Genomic DNA, 21,363 nt, shown 5'->3' on the forward strand with positions numbered 1-21,363 from the left:
CCAAATGCAGCAGGCTCTCGACGAAGCCTGTGGTCTGGCGTAGCGCCATGCCGAACAACACTTTCATCGTCAAGCATGTCTGGATAGCGGTGTCGCTGTAGGTCTGCTGCCGACCGCGCTTACCGGTCGGCGCAGCCTCCCAGATCATCTCCGGGTCAAACCAGACTGTCAGCGAGCCACGGCGCTTGAGCGCTTCGTTATAGGCCGGCCAGTTCCTGGTCTTGTAGGTTGGGGGTGTGGGTCTGCTCATGTCGCCCAGCTACCACACTGGATTCGCGACATGAATCCCTCACGCGCTTTGTGCAACAGAGCCACTCAGATCCCAAAAACTGCCCCAAAGATTGCCCAACATCCCAATGAGGCGATGCCGGTCGCCTCGAACCCTTCGCGCGCGAGGCACGCCTATTCCTGCCCCGTGCGAGGTATCCTATCTGGTTGTTCTGTCATCTCTGAATCAGCCACGTCCATCAAATGGCGGATATGGCGGGCAAAATACCACGTCGCCGGGACGCCCAGCACGCATCCCAGCACGATCGACCAGCCGGTCGACAGAACCGGCCCGCCCACCCAGCTAAAGATGAGCGCGGCGAAGAAGACATTGACCCCCGCCGCCCCTGCACCGAACGGGTAAAGAACCAGGGCGATGCGCCGCGTGGACCATCCCTGAGCACGGCTCATCGCCGCGCGACCAGGCGCTGCACCACGATCAGCGCCACAATCAGCGCGACGCTCCCCAATGCGAACCAAAGCTCGGCCGTGGCCGATTGCGCCTGCGGGATCGGGCGGTCGAATTCGGCCGTCCAGGCAGGGGCGGCGGCAAGCAGGGCAGCGAAAGTGGCGATAAGGTTTAAAAAGCGCATATCAGGTCTCCTGTGTCAGCGTGCGATAGATATCCGGCAAGGCGCGGGCAAGGCGTTCGGGGTCGGGTAGAAGGGTAAAGCCGCCCCGCCCGAAGATGCGGGCGAACCAGTCCTGCCCATCTTCGTCGATGACCACGCCGTGCAGGCTCAGCCCGGCATGCCGGGCCTCCCGCACCGCCATGTGGCTGTCCTCGATGCCGTGCTGGCCCTCGTAGTGGTCCAGATCGTTGGGCTTTCCATCGGTCAGTACCAACAGCAGCTTGCGCGCCGAGGGCTGCTCGGTCAGTTGCGCCGAGACGTGACGGATAGCAGCACCAAGCCGCGTGTAGTGCCCGGGCGTCAGCGCGCCGATATTGGCGATGACCTCGGGACCCATCTTGGTTTCGAAATCCTTGCAACGGGTCAGGAACACTCGATCACGCCGCAACGACGAAAACCCCCAAATACCCAGGCGATCGCCCGCCGCGTCGATCCCCGCGGCCAGCGCGGCCATCGCTTCGCGCGCGACCTCGATCACCGACGTGTCGCCGATTGCCGCCTCGGTCGAGCGCGACGTGTCAATGAGGAAGGCAACCGAGAGATCGCGCTCGACCTGCCGGGCGCTTTGCCAGATCCTGTCCGATCCGCGCCCGGTGGCCAGCAGATCCGCCCGCGCGGTCAGCAGCGCATCGAGGTCCAGCTCGGAGCCATCCACCTGGCGCGGTTGCAGGATGCGGCGCGGGCGCAGCGCCTCGAACTGGCGGCGAACCTCGCGGATGCGGCGCGCGTTCGCATGATAGGCCCGCGCCGGATCGGGACGGGCGGGCGCATCCAGAACGCGGCAATGATCCGGCATATAGCTGCGGCTGCGGTGGTTCCATTCGCGGTAGACATGGCGACCGGCCAGCGCCTCGTGATCGGCATCGGCGGGCGACAGATCAAGATGCAGTCGCAGGCGCGTTGCCGCCTTGCGATCATGTTTTGACAGGACAATTTCGTCCTGATCGTCGGCGGCCTTTTGCGCGTTGTCGTCGTCATCATCGTCAACGCTGCGGTTGATGTTCATCGATTCCACCCATGACAGGATCGATTCAAACCGGTGGATGATAAAGCTGTCCTTGCGGCGGTTTTGATCCTGGTCCTTGCGCGCGCCCGGTTTGCGGCTGGTATGGGCGGCGGCGGGCGGCGGCGCGGCGGCGTCGGCCTGTTCCTCGCTCGCCGCTTGACCCGAGCCGGGGCTGGCGAAACGCAACCAGATCGGGACCGGGGCGAAGGGCTTGTAATCGCGCGCGGCGACTTGTGTCGGAACGGCGGGGATTTCTCCACATAGCTGATGTCGCACGGCGCATTCCATGGCCGCTTCTTGTGTTGGCCGAGCGACCTCCGGGCGCGCTTCGGCGCAAAGCCGCGTCATCCGGCCGTAGGCATCGCGCAAGCCGGGACACAGAGCGAAGGCTCGATCAGCTGCAGCCGCGTTGGCACGGATTTGCGCACAATCGGCGGCCGGGCCGCCATGTGGCAAGTCAAGCGCCCGCGCGTCGGTGACCGCCGCCAGTGCGGTTAGCCAGAAATAAGCGGCGCGGTTCAAACCCGCGTCTGCAAAGGCGGCGATGACCGGCGGCAAAGACAGTTTCTCGCCGTCGAACGCCGCCACCCAGTCGCGGTCGCGGTCCGCGCTGATCTTGCGCCGCAGCGCCCGGCGATGCCGAACCAGCGTGGCCGGCGCTTCGCCCAGTTCGACCCCGGCCGCGCCGCCCAGTGCGCGGAACAGAACGGCAAGGCTGGGGCGGACCGAAGCAAGCGTAACCGCCGCCTCGGGGTAAAGCACGCCTGCTCCGATCCCGCTGGCCATGTCATGCCAGAGGTTGCCGACCGTTTCTTCCGGTTCCATGAGATCGACAAGGCGCATCGCGTTCACCCGTAGATCGTCGCGATCAGGTCGCGCAGCGCCACGCCCACGTCGGGCTCGTCGCTGAGCGGTTGGATAATGGCCGCTTCGAGCGCCTGATCGACGTTCATGCCGCCCGCCATCAGCAGCGCCGCATAGATCAGCAGGCGGGTTGAAACCCCTTCTTCCAGATCCATACCCGACAGTGCACGTATTCGGCCGGCAAGACGCACCAGCGGTGCCACGCGATCCGGCTCCAGCCCGCTTTCGCGGGCAATGACGGCGATCTCGGTCTGTTCGTCGGGAAAGTCGAACGAGATCGACAGGAAACGCTGCCGCGTTGACGGCTTGAGCCGCTTTAGAACGTTCTGGTAGCCGGGGTTGTAGGAGGCGACAAGCATGAAGCCTTCGGGCGCCACCAGTTCCTCGCCCGTGCGATCGATCATCAGGGTGCGTCGCGTGTCGGTCAGCGGGTGTAACACCACGGTTACGTCCTTGCGGGCTTCGACCACTTCATCGAGGTAGCAAATGCCGCCCTCGCGCACCGCGCGGGTAAGCGGGCCATCGACCCAGACGGTTTCGCCCCCCTTGAGAAGGTAGCGCCCGATCAGGTCCGCCGCCGACAGATCGTCATGGCAGGCCACGGTATAGAGCGGCTTGCCCAGGCGCGCCGCTATGTGTTCGACGAAGCGGGTCTTGCCGCAGCCGGTCGGCCCCTTCAGAAGAAGGGGCAAACCGTTTTCATGAGCCGTCTCAAACAGATCGCATTCACGCGCTGTAGGCTGGTAGAATGGCAGGCTGGGTGTCGTTGCCATGTTCATGGGTCACTCTCCGGGAACAGGGTTGGCGGCGCCCGGTGTGATCACCTCACGCTTTCGGACAACCAGGATCGAGTAGATGAACAAGAGTGCGCCGATGACAACCGCCGCGCCGGCACCGAACCGCATCATGTAGAACAGCGCCAAACCATCCTGCACATCCATGTAGTATTCGCCCAGTACACGCTGCATATGCGTCTGAATGGTGCCCGCGAAGGTCAGCACGAAGGTCATGAAGGCCATGCCACCCGTCATCAGCCAGAATGACGCCATGTTGAGCACCTGGTTATACGGCTCGCGGCCGCGCAGCATCGGCATCGCATAGGTAAAGACCGCAAGGTTCAGCGCGACATAGGCGCCATAGAAGGCAAGGTGCCCGTGCGCCGCGGTGATCTGGGTGCCGTGGCTATAGAAGTTCACCCCGTGCAGCGTGTGCAGGAAGCCCCAGACGCCGGCACCAAAGAAGGCCACCGTCGAAGACCCGAGCGACCACAGGAGTGCGGCCTTGTTCGGATGGTTCTTGCGTCCTTTCCACACCATGACGAAGGCAAAGCTCATCATCAGGAAGAAGGGGATCACCTCGAACGTTGAAAAAATCGAGCCAACCCACTGCCAGTAACCGGGCAGACCAATCCAGTAGAAGTGGTGGCCGGTGCCCAGGATGCCCGAGAAGAGTGCCGTGGCGACAATCACATAGAGCCACTTCTCGACCACCTCGCGGTCAACACCGGTGAGCTTCAGAAGCAAGAAGGCGAGGATCGCGGCCATCACCAGCTCCCAGGTCGCTTCGACCCAGAGGTGGACGACGAACCACCAGTACATCTTGTCCAGCGACAGGTTGTCGGGATTGATGAATGCAAACACCCACAGCAGCGACAGAAGCCACAGGCCCAACAACAGCACGTTGGTGATCGCTGTCTTCTTGCCGGCCAGAACCGTCATCGAGACGTTGAACAGGAAGATCAGCGCCGCCACGAGGATGCCGAACTTGACCCACAACGGCTGCTCCAGGAATTCGCGCCCGCCATGGATGCCGACGAGGTAGGATCCCACCGCGCCCAATGTGCCGACCACTAGGATGATAAGCTGTAGATAAGCCAGCTTGACCGAATAGATCTCGCGCTCGGCCTCCTCGGGGATCAGGAAATACGCAGCGCCGAAAAAGCCCAGCAGAAGCCAGACGATCAGCGCGTTGGTGTGGATCATGCGGACGATGTTGAAAGGCAGGATCTCGGACAGGAAATTGGGCGAGACGTAGATCCACCCTGCCAGCAGCCCGCCCAGAACCTGTATGCCGAACAGGGCGACCGCGCAGACGATATAGGCCAAAGCGACCTTTTGCGATTGATACTTCATGAGTTCTCTCCTTGGGCCTGGCGATTAACCGGCATCATTGGGCGGCCAGCCCTGCGTGTCTGTCTGATCTGCCCAACGTAGAAATTCCGCGAGCCCGCGCATTTCTTCTTCCGTCAGCTCGAAAAACGGCATCTGGCGGCGACCTTCGATGCCTGAGGGCTGTGCGTTCATCCAGCCGTCGAGCACTTCGTATGCCAGCTCGGACTCGTCCTGCACGCCCCAGCGGGTCATGACATTGCCAAGCTCGGGGGCGAAATAGGCGCCTTCCCCGTGCAGCGAATGGCAATTGATGCAGGAATGGCGTTCCCACACATGCTTGCCGAGGATGACCTCTTCGGAAAGTGCCATGCCGGCGGTCGATGTCTCGACCACGTAGCGGTGACTTTGCACCGTCATCGCGATAAAAATGACCACGAAGAATATCGAGCCTCCGTAGAACACGTTGCGCGCCCGCGACTTGGTCAGGAATTCAGCCATCTCCGGCCTCCTTGTTGTTCTGATGCGGCAGGACTAGCGCGATTGCGGAACGCGAAGTTTGCGCCAGCACAATGTTCAGCAACGCAATGGCGGCTCGGGGTTGCGGGGCCCATGTGCGTGTTGACCGTCCCGAGCACCTGTGAACGCCATCCGCCGTGCAAGAGGGGGTGCCCGCATCGCGGACACCCCCATCATGAGCTTTGGCACGACCGGTCAGGTGGCGATCGCCGTCGGCGCGACAAGCTGTTCCATCAGGTCGTTGTTCCACTGGCCCTCGACCGCCACATGGGCCGTCGCACCAAGGTTCACCGCCTCGATCAGGTTGTGGTTCACATAGGCGTAGGTGCCGGGCTGGAGGAACTCATAGAGCGCCGCCCCCGCCGAGCCGCCGCGAATGAACCAGGTCTCCAGATCACGCAGCGGCGGGTTGTTGAACTTGCCCTCCTCCCAGACAAGATCGCCGTGCCCGCCGATCAGGTGCGGACGGGAATCACGATTGGCCTGGCTGTGCACGAAAAGCACCTTTTCACCCACTTTGGCGGTCAAGGCGTTGTCACCAGTAAGCGCGCCCACGGCGCCGTTGAAGACCACATGCGTCGGGATCAGCCCGTTCATGACTTGCTCGGTCTCGGGATAGCTCTCGGCGACATCGGCGAAGCGCTTGAAATTGCCCTCCGCGTCCTTGGGAAGGTAAAGATCCTGTTCACCGATGTAGTAGACGCGGTCGTATTCGACCGAGGCACCGTTGTGGTCGCGCAGGCCGTCGCGCGGCAGGACCATGATCGCACCGTTCATGCCCGAAACCACGTGCCACGGGATCATGGGGCCGCCCGGCGCGCAGTGATAGACGAAGGTGCCCGGGCGCGTCGCCTTCCAGCGCAGCACGGTCATCTCGCCGGGGCTTACATGGGTCAGGGCCCCGCCGCCCAATGCGCCCGTGGCAGAGTGGAAGTCTATATTGTGCGGCATGAGGTTGTCCGCCGGGTTGATCAACGTCAGCTCGACGTAATCGCCCTCGTTCACCACCATCAGCGGCCCGGGCATGGACCCCTCGAAGGTCATCGCCTGAACGTAGGCGCCGCTATCGACCTTCATCTCTTTTTCCATGATGGTCATGGTGAATTCCACGATACGCGGCTGATCCGGCGCAACCTGCTCGTGCTCGTGCACGAAGGGCGGGGCCACCAAGTCGCGTTTGACACGCGTCAGGCTGGACAGCTCGGACGGGATCGCCATCGGGGTCAGCGTCTCTTCGGCGCGGACGGCCTTGGCCAGAAACGGGGCGGCGGCGGCGCCGGCAACCCCCATGAGGGCGGCTCTGCGAGTTAGCATCGTTTGTCTCCTTCTGTGAACTTGATGCCGTGTTCATGAAGGATACGATTTCGTGCGAAATGGAACGTTGTGGCGTGACAAACTTCTCGCCCGTATCGGCGGCAAAGGGCGCGAAATGCGCCTTGCCCGTGGTCTGTGTCACGACCCTGCGGGCGCCCGGTATGGCCCAACGGGAGAAGCTTTTCGTCTTTTTCGATTAAGCGAACCCGGATGCGTGGTCGTGACCTTCAGAACAGTGTCCGTGGCAGCCATGTTGCAAGAACCGGCAGTGATCAGATCAGAAGCACGCCAATGACCTGAAATGCATGTCCCGCGAGTAACACGAATGTCTGAATGCGCACTGGTTCTTGATGCTTGCAGATGCGGCCGAAAAGTTGGAGCTTGGCGTAGATACTTTAACGAGGAACGACCTCAAGGCGCGAATTGGCCGGTCACTCCGTCTCGCAAGGGAGGCGGATATCGGCATCTGCTTTTGCGCTCCCCGCGCTGCCGCGCTTGGATCTCGCGGGGTCTTGGGTCATACTTCGCGCGGGGTCCGGCCGGGGGATCAGGGAGAACTGCGCATGTCCTTTACGCTCAGACAGCTTCAGTATTTCGTGGCTGTGGCCGAAAAGGGCTCGGTCATCGGCGCGGCGCAGACGATGGCGATTTCGCAGTCCGCAGTGACGGAGGCGGTGAAGAACCTCGAGGCGGATCTTGGCGTGGCGCTGTTCGAGCGGCACGCGCGCGGGCTTAACATTACCCACAGCGGGCACCAGTTCCTGCGGCATGCCACCAAGATCCTGTCGGACGTATCCGGCGCGCGGCGCGCTTTCAACCAGGCGCCCGGCGAAACCGGGGGGCGGCTTAACGTCGGGGTCACGTCTTTGATGGCGGGCTACGTGATGTCCGACATGTTGGCGCGCTACCGGCGGATGAACCCCGGTGTCGAGATATCGGCCATCGAGGACTCCGGTGAATATCTTGAGCACCTGTTGATCGGAGGCGAGCTGGACGTGGCGGTGATGGTGATCTCGAACCTTCGCGACCGGATGGCGCTGCAAAGCGAGATCCTCGACGTGTCGGCTTTCCGGCTGTGGCTGCCGCTGGAGCACAAGCTGGCGGCGCGCGAAAGTATCGGGCTGGATGACGTGGCGCGCGAGCCGCTGATTATGCTTAACATCGACGAGATGGAGGAAGAGGCGGTCAAGCTGCTGTCGGCTTTCGGGCGCAAGCCGCAGGTGGCGTTCCGCACCCGGTCGGTCGAGGCCGTGCGCAGCCTTGTTGCCACCGGCGCGGGCGTCGCGCTGTTGCCGGACCTCGTTTACCGGCCGTGGTCGTTGGATGGGGACCGGATAGAAAGCCGCGACGTCTCGGGTAGCTTGCCGATCGTGCAGGTCGGCGTGGTCTGGCGCCGTGGGCTGCCCCTGACACCGGCGGCGCGCGACTTCATCTCGCTTGCGCAACTGGGGCAGACCGGTCGCCATCTGCGCGTTTGATCGGCCAGAGCTATCGGAATTTCCGAATGCTGGTTTCTGTATAATGCGTTTGCGAATGCGGGATGCGCTTCGCATAGTTTTCCTGCGACCGGGGCGACAGCCATTCAAGGCCCGCGCCCCGGCCTCGCGCCTGGCTGTCGACTGACCGACCGGGCCCATAACGAAACAATCAGGGGCTGCCGCCCGGTGGCGGGCCGTGCGAGAACCGCACTGGCCAACTGCACCGCCTTGCCGTCCGGCCCCCCGCAGGGAGAGCGAAATGAAACAACATTTCCTGACCGGACTCGTCACCGCGGTCACGGCCGCATCGGTCGCGACCACCGGCATGGCACAGATGACCAAGATCGGCGAGGGCGAGGGGAAACTCTCGATCGTCGCCTGGGCCGGCTACATCGAGCGCGGCGAGACCGACGAGAATTTCGACTGGGTCAGCAGCTTTGAGAAAGACACCGGCTGCATGGTTTCGGTCAAGACGGCCAACACCTCGGACGAGATGGTGGCGCTCATGAACGAGGGTGGCTTCGACCTTGTCACCGCGTCCGGCGATGCGTCGCTGCGGATGATAGCGGGGAACCGGGTTCAGCCGATCAATACCGACCTTGTGCCCAGCTGGGACACCATTGACGACCGTCTCAAGCAGGCGCCCTGGCATTACGTGGACGGCACCCATTACGGCGTGCCCTACATGTGGGGACCGAACGTGCTGATGTACAACACCGAGGCGTTCGAGACCGCGCCGGAGTCGTGGAAGGTGGTCTTTGAGGAGATGACGCTGGCCGACGGCGAAAGCAACGCGGGCCGCGTGCAGGCCTATGACGGCCCGATCCACATCGCGGATGCCGCCAACTACCTGATGTATCACAACAAGGATCTGGGCATCGAGGACCCCTACGAGCTGAACGAAGAGCAGTACAACGCCGCCCTCGACCTGCTGCGCCAGCAACGCACGCTGGTCAGCCGCTATTGGCATGATGCTTTCATCCAGATCGACGATTTCAAGAACGAGGGCATGGTCGCCTCGGGGTCGTGGCCGTTCCAGGTGGGCCTGCTGCAGGCCGACGACGTGCCGGTCGCGTCGGTGATCCCGCAGGAGGGCGCTACCGGCTGGGCCGACACCACGATGTTGCACGCCGAGGCGGAGCATCCCAACTGCGCCTACAAGTGGTTCGAGCATCAGCTAAGTTCGAACCTGCAATCCGACCTCTCGGTCTGGTTCGGCGCGGTGCCTTCGGTCCCGGCGGCCTGTTCCGACGGGTCGGGCATGCAGACGCAGGAGGGCTGTGATGCCAACGGCCTGTCCAAGTTCGACAAGATCAAGTTCTGGCGTACCCCGGTGGCGAACTGCGAAAGCCAGGACGAATGCGTGCCTTACTACCGCTGGGTCTCTGACTACATCGGCGTGATCGGCGGCCGCTGATCTACTGAAACCCGCCCGTGCCGCGCCATGAAAGCGGCACGGGCCAAGACCGGACTAATCCAATGTCAGCCGTGACTTTCGACCACGTTTCGCGCCACTTCGGTGCAGTGAAGGCGGTGGATGGGGTGAGCCTCGACATCGCCGAAGGCGAGTTCTTTGCAATGCTGGGCCCCTCGGGGTCGGGCAAGACCACCTGCCTGCGCCTGATCGCCGGGTTCGAACGACCGACCGCCGGAAACATCCGCATCTTTGGCGACCCGGTACAGAACCTGCCCCCCTACAAGCGCAACGTGAACACGGTCTTTCAGGACTACGCGCTGTTCCCGCATCTCAACGTGATCGACAATGTCGCCTACGGGCTGATGATCGCGGGGCAGGGCAGGCGGCAGCGTCACGCGGCCGCCGAGGAGGCGCTCGAGCTGGTACGCCTGTCGGGCTATGGTGCGCGCAAACCCTCGGAGCTGTCCGGCGGCCAGCGGCAGCGCGTGGCGCTTGCCCGGGCGCTGGTCAACAAGCCGCGCGTGCTGCTTTTGGACGAGCCGCTGGGGGCGCTGGACCTGCGGCTGCGCGAGCAAATGCAGGAAGAGTTGAAAAGCCTTCAGCGACAGCTTCGTATCACGTTCGTTTTCGTGACCCATGATCAGGGCGAGGCGCTTTCGATGGCCGATCGCGTCGCGGTCTTCGATCACGGGCAGATCATCCAGACCGGCACACCCGAGGATATCTATTTCCGCCCGGAGGTGCCTTTCGTGGCCGATTTCGTCGGCTCCTCCAACGTCCTGCCCGAGGCGCTTGTCGCGCGGCTGACCGGCGAAAGCCGCCCGGCCTCGATCCGTCCGGAGCGTCTGAAGCTGGCGGCCGAAGGGCCGCTGCGCGCGCGTGTTACCGGGCTGAGCTTCCTCGGTCTTGCCACCCGCGTGAGCCTTGAGGCAGGCGATACCCGGCTGACCTGCCTGCTGCCGCAGGACGCCGCGCGGCCCGCCGAGGGTGAGGACGTCGCGCTCGACTGGGAGCCGGGCGATCTGCACATGATGAAGGCCGGGGCATGAGCATGGTGCGGACCGAAGCCATTCCCCCCCAAGAGCGCGGCGCGGGCATCGGCACGCGGATCTCCGACGTGCTGTGGCGGCATCCGGCGGTCCTGATTGTGCTTCTGCTGCTGCCGCCAGCGCTTTGGCTGGGGATCATCTATCTCGGCTCGCTTTTCGCGCTGCTGGTTCAGAGCTTCTTTTCGATCGACCATTTCACCGGGCTGATCCGCTACGAGTTCACGCTCGACACTTATGCAGAGCTGTTTCGGCCCTCGAACTTCGACATCATTCTGCGCACCGTCACGATGGCGATCTGCGTGTCGCTGGCCTCGGCCGCGATCTCGTTCCCGATCGCCTATTTCGCGGCGCGCTATGCCCGCGGCGCGTGGCGGGCGCTTTTCTACCTCGGGATCATGATGCCGCTTTGGTCCAGTTACCTCGTCAAGATCTACGCGTGGAAGCTGATCCTCGCGAAGGAGGGTATCCTGACATGGGCGCTTCAGGGGTTGCACCTGGAATGGCTTCTCGATGCGTTTCTTGCGCTGCCGGTGATCGGGGGCAATTCGCTTTCGGTCAGCACGACGGGCACCTTTATCGTTTTCGTCTACGTCTGGTTGCCCTTCATGGTTCTGCCCATTCAGGCGGCGCTGGAACGGGTCCCGACCTCGATGCTAGAGGCGAGCGGCGATCTGGGCGCGCGTCCGGGGCAGACATTCCGCCACGTGCTGCTGCCGCTCGCGTTGCCGGGGGTGATTGCCGGGTCGATCTTTACCTTCTCGCTGACGCTGGGGGATTACATCATTCCGCAGATCATCGGCACGTCGCGCCTGTTCATCGGGCAGGCCGTCTACCAGCACCAGGGCATCGCGGGGAACATCCCGTTGGCCGCGGCCTTTGCGGTGGTGCCGATCCTGATCATGGGGGTCTACCTGTGGATCGCCAAACGTATGGGGGCTTTCGATGCACTCTGATCGCGCGCCCCTGTCGTTGAAGATCGCCGCCGCCGCGGGGCTGCTTTTCATGCACCTCCCGATCCTGCTGATCTTTGCCTATGCCTTCACGACCGAGGAAAAGTCGTTTGCCTGGCCGCCGCCGGGGCTGACGCTCAAGTGGTTCGCGGTCACGTGGAACCGCCCCGACGTCTGGGCGGCGCTGCAATTAAGCCTGAAGGTCGCCGCGATCTCGACGGGCATGGCGCTGGTGCTGGGCGCCTTTTGCGCCGCCGCCGTCAGCCGGTCGCGTTTTTTCGGGCGCGAGACGATTTCGCTGATGGTGATCTTGCCGATCGCGCTGCCCGGGGTGGTGACGGGGATCGCGCTGCGCTCGGCCTTCTCGATCGCAGATGTGCCGTTCAGCACCTGGACCATCGTTTTGGGGCACGCGACCTTCTGCGTCGTCGTGGTCTACAACAACGCCGTCGCCCGGTTCCGCCGCACCAGCGGCTCGTTGATCGAGGCGTCGATGGACCTTGGCGCGAACAGCTTCCAGACGCTGCGACACGTCATAATGCCCAACATCGCCACGGCGCTTCTGGTGGGCGGCATGCTCGCCTTTGCGCTGAGTTTCGACGAGGTGATCGTCACCACCTTCACCGCCGGTCAGCAGCAGACGCTGCCGATCTGGATGCTTGAGGAACTGGTGCGCCCGCGCGAACGGCCTGTAACGAATGTCGTCGCCATGGTCGTGGTGCTTGTCACCTTGCTGCCCATCCTGGGCGCTTACTATCTCACTCGCGGCACCGATCAGGTCGCCGGACAAGGCAAATAACGGAGGATCCCATGCAGACCAAGATGCTGATCGGCGCCGCGCAGGAAGCGGGAACCGAAACCGAGGAGCAGGTTCTGAACCCGCGCACCGGCGAGGTGATCGTGAAGATGCCCGAGGCCGACACCGACCAAGTCAATCGCGCCGTGGCTGCGGCGCGCGCGGCCTTCCCGGGATGGTCGCGCACCACGCCCGCCGAACGCTCGGCCAAGCTGCTGGCCATCGCCGACGCGGTCGAGGCGCGGCTGGAGGATTTCGCGCAACTCGAGGCGCTGAATTGCGGCAAGCCCATCAACGAGGTCCGGACCGAGGAAATCCCGGCCGTCGCCGACTGCTTCCGATTCTTCGCGGGCGCGGTGCGCAACATGTCGGGCCCGCTGGCGGGGGAGTACATGGAGGGGCATACCTCGATGATACGCCGCGACGCGATTGGCGTTGTCGCGTCCATCGCGCCGTGGAATTACCCGCTGATGATGATGGGTTGGAAACTGGCCCCGGCGCTTGCGGGGGGCAACACGGTGGTGATGAAGCCGTCGGAGCAGACGCCGCTGACCGCGCTGCTGATGGCCGAGGTGATGGCGGGCATCCTGCCCGAAGGCGTCGTCAACGTGATCGTGGGGCAGGGCAGCAGCGTGGGCAACACGCTGATCAACCACCCGGATGTCGACATGGTCTCGATCACAGGCGACGTGGCCACCGGGCGCAAGGTGCTGCAGGCGGCGTCAAAATCGGTGAAACGCACCCATCTTGAGCTGGGCGGCAAGGCCCCGGTGATCGTCTTCGACGACGCCGACCTGAACAGCACGGTAGAAGGGCTGAAGGCCTTTGGATACTACAATGCCGGGCAGGATTGCACGGCGGCGTGCCGCATCTACGCGGGGCCGAAGATCTATGACAACCTCGTGGCCGACCTGAGCAGCGCGGTCTCCTCGATCGTCTACGACAACGCCGACGACACGCTGAACGAGATCCCGCCGCTGATCTCCCGGCGGCAGCGCGACCGGGTGGCGAGCTTCGTGCAGCGCGCCTCCGAGCAAAAGCACCTCGAGATCACCACGGGCGGGAGCCTGCATGACGGCCCCGGGTTCTACTATCGCCCGACGGTCGTGGCCGGCGCGCGTCAAGAGGACGAGATCGTGCAGCGCGAGGTATTTGGGCCCGTCGTCTCGATCACGCGGTTTGATGATGCCGACAAGGCCGTCGCCTGGGCGAACGATAGCCAATACGGCCTCGCCTCTTCGATCTGGACCAGCAACATCGGCAGGGCGCTCGATGTATCGGCGCGGCTTCAATACGGCTGCACCTGGGTGAACACGCATTTCATGCTGGTCAACGAGATGCCGCATGGCGGGCTCAAGCAGTCGGGCTACGGCAAGGACATGTCGATGTATGCGCTTGAGGATTACACGGTCGCCCGGCACGTGATGATCGCGCATTGATCGCCCCCGCGGGTCCCGCGCGCGGGGCCCGCGGGCAGGGCCCCGAGGCAGTGTTCTGCGGGCTACGCCGGGGCGCTTCCAAGGAAGGCTACGGGTGTGACCATTCCCCCCCCCGGGGGGCTCACCTCATTGGTCTTGCGCGTCGACGCCGAGCAAGTCCTGCAGGGTCTCGAAGCGCTCGGAAACCTGGTTGCCACGCTGCAATTTACTGAGGTCGAAGGGGAACCAGGGGCCCGAGCGGGCCTTGGTGGTTGTCCACATCTGCCCGTCCTCGTCGATAAGGAAGCGGGTACACGTGCGGAAGGTGCTGTCCTCGACACCGAAGTCCTGCCGCCAATACCACCGCCCTTCATAGCACATCCTGCTGGCGGTCGTGACGTACCACTTGCCGATACCAATGCTCTGCTCGGTTGGGTTGACCGCGCGGAAGGTGCCGTTCGCGGCCCAATAGGCGGCCGCCCCGCCGCCCCAGTTCTCGGTTTTTCCGGCATACATGCGGGCCAGGCTTTCGGGCGTGGGCGGCACCGCACTTTCGGGCACCGAGGGGCCGAACAAGGTGCCCCCCGTGGACGCGTTCGGCAGGACGCTGATCATTGCAAACACGGCGCAAACCAAGGCTGAAGATCGGTTGAGGATGGGCATTGTCGTTCCCCCTTTGTCGGCATGTCTGCCGGTTTCAATACGCGGGTCCCTTATTGAGCACTGTCATGGAAAAAACGCCCTCTATCAATACCATTCTTTCAAGCGCGTCTCGGCGCTATCTGTTTGAAAGCTGATTGTTTTCGCAGGTCTCCCCGCGTCAAGCGGGCATAGGGCGGGGGGATTGCCGGTCAGGCCGGTGCGACGTGCACCGCAATCGGCACGCGCCGTTCAGTTGGCTTGTGCCACCTGCTCGGGCGCACGCCCCGACAGCACTTGGGCGAAGGCCTTTCCCAAGGGCGTCGGGCGCATGGAATTGTCGACCAGGTTTATCTGGGGCGCGTTTCCGTTCCACGGATAGGGGTTCGCCGCGAACCACGCATGGCGTTCGACGAAGGGCAGGCTTTCCATCATGCGGATTGCCTCGTATGCGAATTTCGCGTTTGCATCATAAGTGGCGCGGCGCGGGCGGTTCCAATCGATATAGGCGAACTCGGTCACCCAGATCGGGCGCTTGTATTCGTTGTGAACGGCGATCAGCCAGTTGCGGAATGCGTCTACATCACCATTGTTCGAGTAGTAGTGCACGGCCATGAAATCCACGCGCATGCCGCGTCGCTCAACCTCGGTCATGAACCGGCGCTGCCATGAATTCCGGCCGAGCGTGCCGCGCTGGGTGGTGGCCGGACTGCCCAGCCGCAAGCCATGCGCCTCGAGCTTCGGCCAAAGGGCGACGGCGTCGGCCACCCTCATCCCTGCCTGGTGATCGCCGCCGCGCCCGTCTGGCTCGTTGAAGCCAAGCAGCGTGCGAACCGGAAGGCGTGAGCGTATCGGGTCGTTCACGTTCTTGGCGCTGTGGATCATGGGGACGAATTCAACGCTGCGGCGTTGTCCCCCCTTTTGATGGATCTGGTCCGTGCGCCAGTTGTAGTACCAGTCGAGGCCGCGCTGATCCTCGATCCACCGCAGTGTGGTGTAGCTTGGGTTTTCCCAAGCCCCTACGCCGGCCTGCTGTGCCAGGGCATGTTGGGTCATCATGAGAAACCCGACGAGGATCAAAAACCGTTTAAACATCACATCCAACGCTTGTTTTCCTGAAATCTGGCAAATGAAATGGCCGTTGGTCGGGCGGTAAGGTGGCAAAACGGGGGCAGCGAAAAGGGGCCGCGCCTTGAGGGCTGATGGAACGGTCTACGCAATTAGGCGTGAATTTCGGGTAAACGCCACTTGGCCGCGGCCGTCAGCGCCGGATGCGGATGGGAAGGGGGAGGGGGCTGCCAGGCAGTACACCGCAGGGATGGCCACCGCGAGATGGTCAATCAGGGTGTTGCCGCAAGAGAAAGACCCAAGCCGCGATGCGATGCGTCAGTTGCGGTAGCAGCGCGAAGATCGGCCAAAGCCCGCGGGCGAGCAGATGTAGCTGCCATTGCCCATCGACCGAACGCGCACTGTCCGCTCGCCTTCTTGCCGGTCGCGGAACAGGTTCAGCGCCGTGTCCGACGCCCGGTTGGCCGCGGTGGTTTGGTAGCCGTGATCGTTTTGAGAAGTATCATGTGCTGTTGCCATGGTGGCGCCAAGCGGCGTCAGGGCAACGATAGTCACAAGACCTACTGCTCGCGAAAGCGAGAAAAAACCGTACTGTTTCATGTTCGTTCCTTGCCTGTTTCACACCTCACGCGTCCAAAAAGGACGGCCCGAACTTGATGTCGGAGCTTTACGTGTAGCGAGAAGCCTACATGGAACCTCGTGAAATTTGTAGTGGCCAAGTGCCGGGATGCTTTAAAACAAGTTAATTTCGGGATATTCGCACCAAACGAGCCGCCCGCCATCTGCCGGGGCGGGGTTTGCCCGAGATTATAAGTCATGAGGATTTTGGAGCTTTTTTGCGCGCAGGCCCGGCTCGTATTGTGCTACGCGGCATCGGCGGGATGCTGCCGATGCCGCGGGCGACAGGTGGATTATTCCAGGATGTTGTTGCCGAACTGCCAATCGGGCAGGCCGAAACCGTCAGGCCAGGGGTAGACCTCCTGCTGGTTGAAATAGACGACCGCGACGAGCTCGGGCATACCTTCAATATCCTGCCGCACATCCTGCGTCCATTGCTCGACATACTCGGCATCGCCCGAGTAGCCCAACTCGGCCACGACGACGGGCTTGCCGAACTGCACGGCGCGCTCATAGCGGGGCTCGAGAACCTCGCGGAAGGTCCGCTCTTCGCCGAGAATCTGCTGCTCCCACGGTTGCAGGCCAAAGACAGACAGGCCGACCACATCGACATAGTCATCGCCCGGGTAGTAGTCCTCAAGACCCTCCTCGCCCATTGGCGACCACATGAATTCGGCGTTGCCCGCCTCGGCCCGGCAGACATCGACCATCTTGCGATAGGCGTCGATATACGTCTGCGGCTCCCAGTTGGCCCAGATGAACTGACCTGATTCATCCTCCATTTCGTGGCCCCAGCGGACGGTGACCGGGCTTTCGAAATCATCGAGAACGGCACAGATCGTTGCCATGTTCGTGTCGTAGGTGCCGTCCTGGATCCCGGCCATCAGGATCTCGGGGGTGTTGCGCTCGTCCCGCGTCCAGGTCCACGGCTCGATCGTCACCAGGATCGACCGGCCGCGTTCCACGGCGTAGGAGTCGGCATCGTAGAGCGATGGTAGCGCGACATCCTCCCATGGCAGGAACAGATGCTCGATCGCGACATCGTCGTCATCGCTGAAGGCGCCATTCGGGTCATAAACCCCGAACGGCAAGTCGCCGGGGGGGGCCGCGAACGCCGCGCTCGCGTACAAAAGCGACCCTGCCAGGGGCCACAGGACACCTTTCAAAGCTTGCTGATGGGTCATTACTCAATCCTCTCCAAATGCAAAACGGTGTTTCAGGTAGTCGGAATTCCAACGAAAGCGTACATTGCCTGGCCCACCCATTCCGGCGCCCGCAACGACATACTCGAACTTGACGAGTTCGCTCTTCCCGAGACCTACCGAAAGCGCCAGAACGCTTTCGGGGCCGCGCAGGACAAGTGCCGATACGAGCAACCCGACAAGAACAGGTGCAGAAGCCAATTGCACGGGAATTATTCGTATCGCCTGTCCCAGGGCGATGTGGTTGTCGCGCACATGGCGGACCACGATCAGGATCGTGATCAACGCATAGATCGTCCCGTTGAGAAGCGTCAGGAAATAAAAGCCTTTCGCCTCTTGCACCCCATCGATCAGCAGCACCGGCATCAGGCATCCAAGGGTCAGTGCGACATAAGGCATCAGCACCCTGAGCGGAAGCGTGGCCTGCGCCGCCTCGCCCTTGGGCGTGATCCTGAAATCAACAAAGCGATGCGATACCCGGTCCCGCACCGCCATCAGGCACCCCCAAAGAACCCAAGGCCATTGCAACGCAAGAAACAGCGCCTTTTCCCAGCCAAGAACCTTGGCGTCACGCGGCCGGAAGAAGCCATCGGCACGTATCGCATAGGCGATCGCCGTCACCGCGACCGGCGGCCAGATCGCGTGGATGACGAAGGCGGGATAGGTCACATCCGCATAGCGCATATCAAGCACGACCGCCGCGATCGGGACCACGTAGAGTATCACCATGAAAACCGCGAAAAGCGGGTACCATATCTGGCAAAACAGGAACAGGAACCTCAATCGCGCCGGCAGCGGACCAAGGTAGTGAGTCGTATACCGCAACAGAATTGACAAAAGGCTGCGCGACCATTGGAATTCCTGCGTGCACAGGTCCGCTATACTGGCGGGGCCATCTCCCACTGCGATCGCGTCGATCGCGTGAATCCCCCGCCAGCCGCCCGAATTCATCAGCATTGTGGTCGAGTGATCCTCGGCCAGTTCCGGGCCAAGCCCGCCCACCTTGCGCAGGGCCGCCGTGCGCACCGCGTAATGCGAGCCGATGCAAATGGGCGACAAGACCGCGGCATAACCCGCCTGGAATATCCCGTGAAAGGCCGCTTCGGTATGCAGGCGCGTGCGCGCGGCCCAACTGGTCGCGGCGTTCTGCCCGCAGATCGAGGGGGCGCTGACATAGCCGATCCTGGTGTCGGCGAACCCGCGCATGATTTCCTGCAGGTAGGTCGGGCTGGGGACGTGATCGGCGTCCAGTTGCGAGACGAAATCGTACTGCTCGTAGCCGAACATGTCATAGAAATACGCAAGGTTGCCCTCTTTGCAGCGTTTGCGCCGCGGCCATTCATCGCGGTGATAGTCCGGGGCATCTTTGCGCGTCGAAATGAAAACGCCATGCGCCTTGCACCAGGCGATGGTTTCGGGCTGTGGGTCTTCGTCGGCCAGCCACGTGTCATGCGGATAGGTCTGCCCCAGCATCGCCTCAAGCGTGCGCTTGACCACGGAAAAAGGCTCGGACGGGCTTTTGGTGACGATCATGGCCACGCGCACACTGGCCGGATCAGGCGGGTTGCCGGCCGGGGCGATGGCCTGGTGAAAGATGAAAATGAAAAACGCCTGCAAGAAGAAAAGCCAGGCAAAAGCCACCGTGATTATCCAGTATTGCGGCCCCGGTAGGATATGAGCCGGGTCAAACCACCAGATCCAGAACCACAGGCTCGCCGCGAGCCATGCCGCCTCCAGAAGCAGGTACTTGACCCGCTTTCGCCCAGACAATAGCCGGCGGATATAGGGCGAGGTACTATTGGGGAGGGGCGGCATAAGGCCTTGCGGCGCGGTGTCAGGCATTGACGACATTCTCGGTCTCCAGCCCGAAATGCGGTGCCGCATCTCGCAGTATGCTGTCGATATCCGAATGGCGCGGCGTGAAGGTCAACCTGCGCTGCGCCTCTTCGGTTGCGGCAATCAGCGCCGGAGGATCGCCGGGGCGGCGCGGGGCATCTTCGGTTGGTACATCGCGGCCCGTGACGCGTTTGATCGCCTGCGTGATGTCGCGGATCGACAGGCCTTGCCCCGTGCCGAGGTTCACAGCCAGGTTATCCCCGCCCGCATCCAGGTGCCGCAACGCAAGGCGATGCGCCTCGGCCAGGTCCGTGACGTGGATGTAGTCGCGGATGCAGGTGCCATCGGGAGTATCGTAATCGGTGCCAAAAACCCTGAGCGGCGGCCCGTCGCCCGCCGCCGCACTGAGCGCGAGCGGGATCAGGTGCGTCTCGGGGTCGTGACGCTCAGCCAAGGCACCGCCGGGATCGGCCCCGGCCGCGTTGAAATAGCGCAGCAGCACATAGCGCAGGCCGAACGCCGCCGCGTGGTCCTTGACCATCATTTCGCCGATCAGCTTGGTGCGCCCGTAGGGGTTGATCGGCGATTGCGCTGCCGTCTCGTGGATCGGAACGGTGCTTGGGCTGCCGTAGGTGGCGCAACTGGACGAAAACACGATGCGCCCCGCGTCCGCCGCCCTCATCGCCGAAAGAAGGGCGATCATCCCGCCGACATTGTTGTCGTAATAGAAATCCGGATCGATGACGGAGTCCCCGACATAGGCGCTCGCGGCGAAATGCATTACGTCCTGCGCCCGGTATTTGCGCAAAACACCCTCCACTGCCGCGCGGTCACGCAGGTCGATCCGTTCAAGCGGTCCCCATTTCACGGCATCCGCGTGCCCGGTGCTCAGGTTGTCGATCGTGACCGGCAGATACCCGGCCTCGGCCAGGCATTTGCAGGCATGACTGCCGATGAAGCCGGCGCCACCCGTCACGATTACCGGAGTGTCTGACATCAGACTGCGACCTTTGCCACCGCAGGGTTCTGTTCCAGTTCCAACGCAAAATAGGGGATTGTCAACCTCAGACCTTCGCGCAGCGGCACCTTCGGCTCCCAGTGCAGCAATCTCCAAGCCAGGCCAATATCAGGCCGGCGCTGCCTGGGATCGTCCACCGGCAGCGGCTTGAGGGTGATATGCGACGCGCTTTGCGTCTCTTCCAGTATCATCGTCGCCAGCGCGCGCACCGTGTACTCACCGGGGTTCCCCAGGTTGACGGCCGAGTAATGGTTCCCTTGCGTGTGCATCAGCGCGACAAGTCCCGCTATCAGGTCGTCAACATAGCAAAAAGACCGCGTCTGCGAGCCGTCGCCGTAAATGGTCAGGTCATTGCCGCTCAGCGCCTGCACGATGAAATTCGAGACGACGCGGCCATCCTCGGGGTCCATTCTCGGCCCGTAGGTGTTGAAAATCCGGGCCACGCGGATATCGGTGCCCAGGTTCTTGTTATAGTCGTAAAACAGGGTTTCGGCGGCACGCTTGCCCTCATCATAACACGACCGCGGCCCCATTGTGTTGACGCTGCCCCGGTAGGTTTCGGGTTGCGGTGATACCTCGGGGTCGCCGTATATCTCCGAAGTCGATGCCTCAAGGATACGGGCGCCTTTGCGGTGCGCCAGTGTCAGCATGTTCTCGGCGCCGATGACGATCGTCCTGAAGGTGGCGATCGGGTCGATCTGATACTTCGGCGGCGACGCCGGGCTGGCCATGTTAAAGATGAATCCGATATCTTCAGAGATGTCGAACGGCACGCTGACGTCGTGCTTGATAAAGCTGAACGCGTCGTTTTCCATGAGATGTTCGATATTCTGCATGCGCCCGGTCGACAGGTTGTCCACGCAGATAACGCGCATGCCACGGTTGATGTAGTGGTCGCATAGCGCAGAGCCGAGAAAGCCAGCGCCGCCGGTGATGAGAACCGTCTCGCTTGTCGATGGAACAGCCTTCAGGGGGCTTTGCTGTGTCGTTGGAATCGATTGCTCTGGGTACTCATGTCGCACGGCTTGACCCTCCACCTTGGATCGGCGTAAAAAGCTCCCACTCGAAAGATGTGATTCATTAGCTTCTGTTCTAGAGAATCACGCTGCTTGTTGGGTGCCCCAATCTTGAACAAGCTGCTAGCGACGCGGGCCAATTTTTGGC

21 protein-coding genes are annotated in these 21,363 nt (G+C 62.6%); 6 read left to right on the forward strand and 15 right to left on the reverse strand.

The features are described from left to right. The 8 genes from G568_RS0114415 to nirK form a co-directional block, all read right to left on the reverse strand. Positions 1-250: IS5/IS1182 family transposase (locus G568_RS0114415; RefSeq protein ID WP_026758692.1), on the reverse strand; the 250-nt coding region annotated here is incomplete at its 3' end. A gap of 152 nt (positions 251-402) precedes the next feature. Continuing rightward, positions 403-678, reverse strand: coding sequence for a hypothetical protein (locus G568_RS0114420; protein WP_026758693.1), 276 nt, complete (start codon positions 676-678; stop codon positions 403-405). Then, positions 675-860 carry a hypothetical protein gene (locus G568_RS0114425; protein ID WP_037374246.1) on the reverse strand — a complete coding sequence of 62 codons (186 nt, stop codon included), beginning with the start codon at positions 858-860 and terminating at the stop codon, positions 675-677. The genes G568_RS0114420 and G568_RS0114425 overlap by 4 nt, the downstream gene beginning before the upstream one ends. A gap of 1 nt (position 861) precedes the next feature. Next, the gene (locus G568_RS0114430; RefSeq protein ID WP_026758695.1) at positions 862-2,748 is read right to left on the reverse strand and encodes a nitric oxide reductase activation protein NorD; all 1,887 of its coding nucleotides are present in this window, start codon (positions 2,746-2,748) and stop codon (positions 862-864) included. Between the two features lie 5 nt (positions 2,749-2,753). After that, entirely contained in the window at positions 2,754-3,548 is a 795-nt protein-coding gene (locus G568_RS0114435; protein WP_026758696.1) for a CbbQ/NirQ/NorQ/GpvN family protein, read from the reverse strand. Positions 3,549-3,551: 3 nt separating this feature from the next. Continuing rightward, a complete protein-coding gene (locus G568_RS0114440; RefSeq protein ID WP_026758697.1) occupies positions 3,552-4,901 on the reverse strand; it encodes a cbb3-type cytochrome c oxidase subunit I in 1,350 nt (449 codons plus the stop codon). A gap of 24 nt (positions 4,902-4,925) precedes the next feature. Next, a complete protein-coding gene (locus tag G568_RS0114445) occupies positions 4,926-5,378 on the reverse strand; it encodes a c-type cytochrome (protein ID WP_026758698.1) in 453 nt (150 codons plus the stop codon). 213 nt (positions 5,379-5,591) lie between these two features. Next, positions 5,592-6,710, reverse strand: a complete 1,119-nt coding sequence (gene nirK, locus G568_RS0114450; protein ID WP_026758699.1) for a copper-containing nitrite reductase — start codon at positions 6,708-6,710, stop codon at positions 5,592-5,594. Between the two features lie 563 nt (positions 6,711-7,273). Here nirK and G568_RS0114460 point away from each other — a divergent pair. The 6 genes from G568_RS0114460 to G568_RS0114485 all read left to right on the forward strand — a co-directional run bounded on the left by G568_RS0114460 (position 7,274) and on the right by G568_RS0114485 (position 13,839). Next, positions 7,274-8,188, forward strand: coding sequence for a LysR family transcriptional regulator (locus G568_RS0114460; protein WP_026758700.1), 915 nt, complete (start codon positions 7,274-7,276; stop codon positions 8,186-8,188). Positions 8,189-8,447: 259 nt separating this feature from the next. After that, the gene (locus G568_RS0114465) at positions 8,448-9,605 is read left to right on the forward strand and encodes an ABC transporter substrate-binding protein (RefSeq protein ID WP_026758701.1); all 1,158 of its coding nucleotides are present in this window, start codon (positions 8,448-8,450) and stop codon (positions 9,603-9,605) included. A 62-nt stretch (positions 9,606-9,667) separates the two neighbouring features. Beyond that, positions 9,668-10,654, forward strand: a complete 987-nt coding sequence (locus G568_RS0114470) for an ABC transporter ATP-binding protein (RefSeq protein ID WP_026758702.1) — start codon at positions 9,668-9,670, stop codon at positions 10,652-10,654. Further along, positions 10,651-11,607, forward strand: a complete 957-nt coding sequence (locus G568_RS0114475) for an ABC transporter permease (RefSeq protein ID WP_026758703.1) — start codon at positions 10,651-10,653, stop codon at positions 11,605-11,607. Before G568_RS0114470 ends, G568_RS0114475 begins: the two co-directional genes overlap by 4 nt. Next, complete coding sequence (locus G568_RS0114480) at positions 11,597-12,403, forward strand: ABC transporter permease (RefSeq protein WP_026758704.1); 807 nt, start codon at positions 11,597-11,599, stop codon at positions 12,401-12,403. The genes G568_RS0114475 and G568_RS0114480 overlap by 11 nt, the downstream gene beginning before the upstream one ends. An 11-nt stretch (positions 12,404-12,414) precedes the next feature. Then, a complete protein-coding gene (locus G568_RS0114485) occupies positions 12,415-13,839 on the forward strand; it encodes a gamma-aminobutyraldehyde dehydrogenase (RefSeq protein WP_026758705.1) in 1,425 nt (474 codons plus the stop codon). A 126-nt stretch (positions 13,840-13,965) separates the two neighbouring features. On the opposite strand, the gene G568_RS0114490 is transcribed toward G568_RS0114485, so the two are convergent. The 7 genes from G568_RS0114490 to G568_RS0114520 all read right to left on the reverse strand — a co-directional run bounded on the left by G568_RS0114490 (position 13,966) and on the right by G568_RS0114520 (position 21,194). Beyond that, complete coding sequence (locus G568_RS0114490; protein WP_026758706.1) at positions 13,966-14,481, reverse strand: DUF995 domain-containing protein; 516 nt, start codon at positions 14,479-14,481, stop codon at positions 13,966-13,968. Positions 14,482-14,709: 228 nt separating this feature from the next. Further along, positions 14,710-15,552: a glycosyl hydrolase gene (locus G568_RS0114495; RefSeq protein ID WP_026758707.1), complete on the reverse strand. Its 843-nt coding sequence runs from the start codon at positions 15,550-15,552 to the stop codon at positions 14,710-14,712. Positions 15,553-15,843: 291 nt separating this feature from the next. Beyond that, positions 15,844-16,125 (reverse strand): hypothetical protein, encoded by a 282-nt coding sequence (locus tag G568_RS18950; RefSeq protein ID WP_157084423.1) that lies wholly within the window; start codon positions 16,123-16,125, stop codon positions 15,844-15,846. Between the two features lie 311 nt (positions 16,126-16,436). Then, positions 16,437-17,327, reverse strand: a complete 891-nt coding sequence (locus tag G568_RS0114505; protein ID WP_026758708.1) for a glycoside hydrolase family 26 protein — start codon at positions 17,325-17,327, stop codon at positions 16,437-16,439. Positions 17,328-17,330: 3 nt separating this feature from the next. Continuing rightward, positions 17,331-19,196: a glycosyltransferase family 2 protein gene (locus tag G568_RS0114510; protein ID WP_245582957.1), complete on the reverse strand. Its 1,866-nt coding sequence runs from the start codon at positions 19,194-19,196 to the stop codon at positions 17,331-17,333. Then, positions 19,180-20,178 (reverse strand): UDP-glucose 4-epimerase GalE, encoded by a 999-nt coding sequence (galE, locus tag G568_RS0114515; protein WP_026758710.1) that lies wholly within the window; start codon positions 20,176-20,178, stop codon positions 19,180-19,182. The genes G568_RS0114510 and galE overlap by 17 nt, the downstream gene beginning before the upstream one ends. Then, on the reverse strand, positions 20,178-21,194 hold the full coding sequence (locus tag G568_RS0114520) for a UDP-glucuronic acid decarboxylase family protein (protein ID WP_051203036.1): 1,017 nt from the start codon (positions 21,192-21,194) through the stop codon (positions 20,178-20,180). Before G568_RS0114520 ends, galE begins: the two co-directional genes overlap by 1 nt. Positions 21,195-21,363 lie beyond the last annotated feature (169 nt).

This window comes from Sediminimonas qiaohouensis DSM 21189 (assembly GCF_000423645.1).
In the GTDB taxonomy this organism is placed as follows: Bacteria; Pseudomonadota; Alphaproteobacteria; order Rhodobacterales; family Rhodobacteraceae; genus Sediminimonas; species Sediminimonas qiaohouensis.

Coding starts and splice junctions, on each gene's coding strand:
- G568_RS0114480 (WP_026758704.1), top strand. CDS start 11,597: ATGCACTCTGATCGCGCGCCCCTGTCGTTGAAGATCGCCGCCGCCGCG.
- G568_RS0114470 (WP_026758702.1), top strand. CDS start 9,668: ATGTCAGCCGTGACTTTCGACCACGTTTCGCGCCACTTCGGTGCAGTG.
- G568_RS0114495 (WP_026758707.1), bottom strand. CDS start 15,552: ATGTTTAAACGGTTTTTGATCCTCGTCGGGTTTCTCATGATGACCCAA.
- G568_RS0114440 (WP_026758697.1), bottom strand. CDS start 4,901: ATGAAGTATCAATCGCAAAAGGTCGCTTTGGCCTATATCGTCTGCGCG.
- G568_RS0114460 (WP_026758700.1), top strand. CDS start 7,274: ATGTCCTTTACGCTCAGACAGCTTCAGTATTTCGTGGCTGTGGCCGAA.
- G568_RS0114445 (WP_026758698.1), bottom strand. CDS start 5,378: ATGGCTGAATTCCTGACCAAGTCGCGGGCGCGCAACGTGTTCTACGGA.
- G568_RS18950 (WP_157084423.1), bottom strand. CDS start 16,125: ATGAAACAGTACGGTTTTTTCTCGCTTTCGCGAGCAGTAGGTCTTGTG.
- G568_RS0114465 (WP_026758701.1), top strand. CDS start 8,448: ATGAAACAACATTTCCTGACCGGACTCGTCACCGCGGTCACGGCCGCA.
- G568_RS0114485 (WP_026758705.1), top strand. CDS start 12,415: ATGCAGACCAAGATGCTGATCGGCGCCGCGCAGGAAGCGGGAACCGAA.
- G568_RS0114425 (WP_037374246.1), bottom strand. CDS start 860: ATGCGCTTTTTAAACCTTATCGCCACTTTCGCTGCCCTGCTTGCCGCC.
- G568_RS0114490 (WP_026758706.1), bottom strand. CDS start 14,481: ATGCCCATCCTCAACCGATCTTCAGCCTTGGTTTGCGCCGTGTTTGCA.
- G568_RS0114420 (WP_026758693.1), bottom strand. CDS start 678: ATGAGCCGTGCTCAGGGATGGTCCACGCGGCGCATCGCCCTGGTTCTT.
- G568_RS0114505 (WP_026758708.1), bottom strand. CDS start 17,327: ATGACCCATCAGCAAGCTTTGAAAGGTGTCCTGTGGCCCCTGGCAGGG.
- G568_RS0114510 (WP_245582957.1), bottom strand. CDS start 19,196: ATGTCGTCAATGCCTGACACCGCGCCGCAAGGCCTTATGCCGCCCCTC.
- G568_RS0114430 (WP_026758695.1), bottom strand. CDS start 2,748: ATGCGCCTTGTCGATCTCATGGAACCGGAAGAAACGGTCGGCAACCTC.
- G568_RS0114475 (WP_026758703.1), top strand. CDS start 10,651: ATGAGCATGGTGCGGACCGAAGCCATTCCCCCCCAAGAGCGCGGCGCG.
- G568_RS0114435 (WP_026758696.1), bottom strand. CDS start 3,548: ATGAACATGGCAACGACACCCAGCCTGCCATTCTACCAGCCTACAGCG.
- galE (WP_026758710.1), bottom strand. CDS start 20,178: ATGTCAGACACTCCGGTAATCGTGACGGGTGGCGCCGGCTTCATCGGC.
- nirK (WP_026758699.1), bottom strand. CDS start 6,710: ATGCTAACTCGCAGAGCCGCCCTCATGGGGGTTGCCGGCGCCGCCGCC.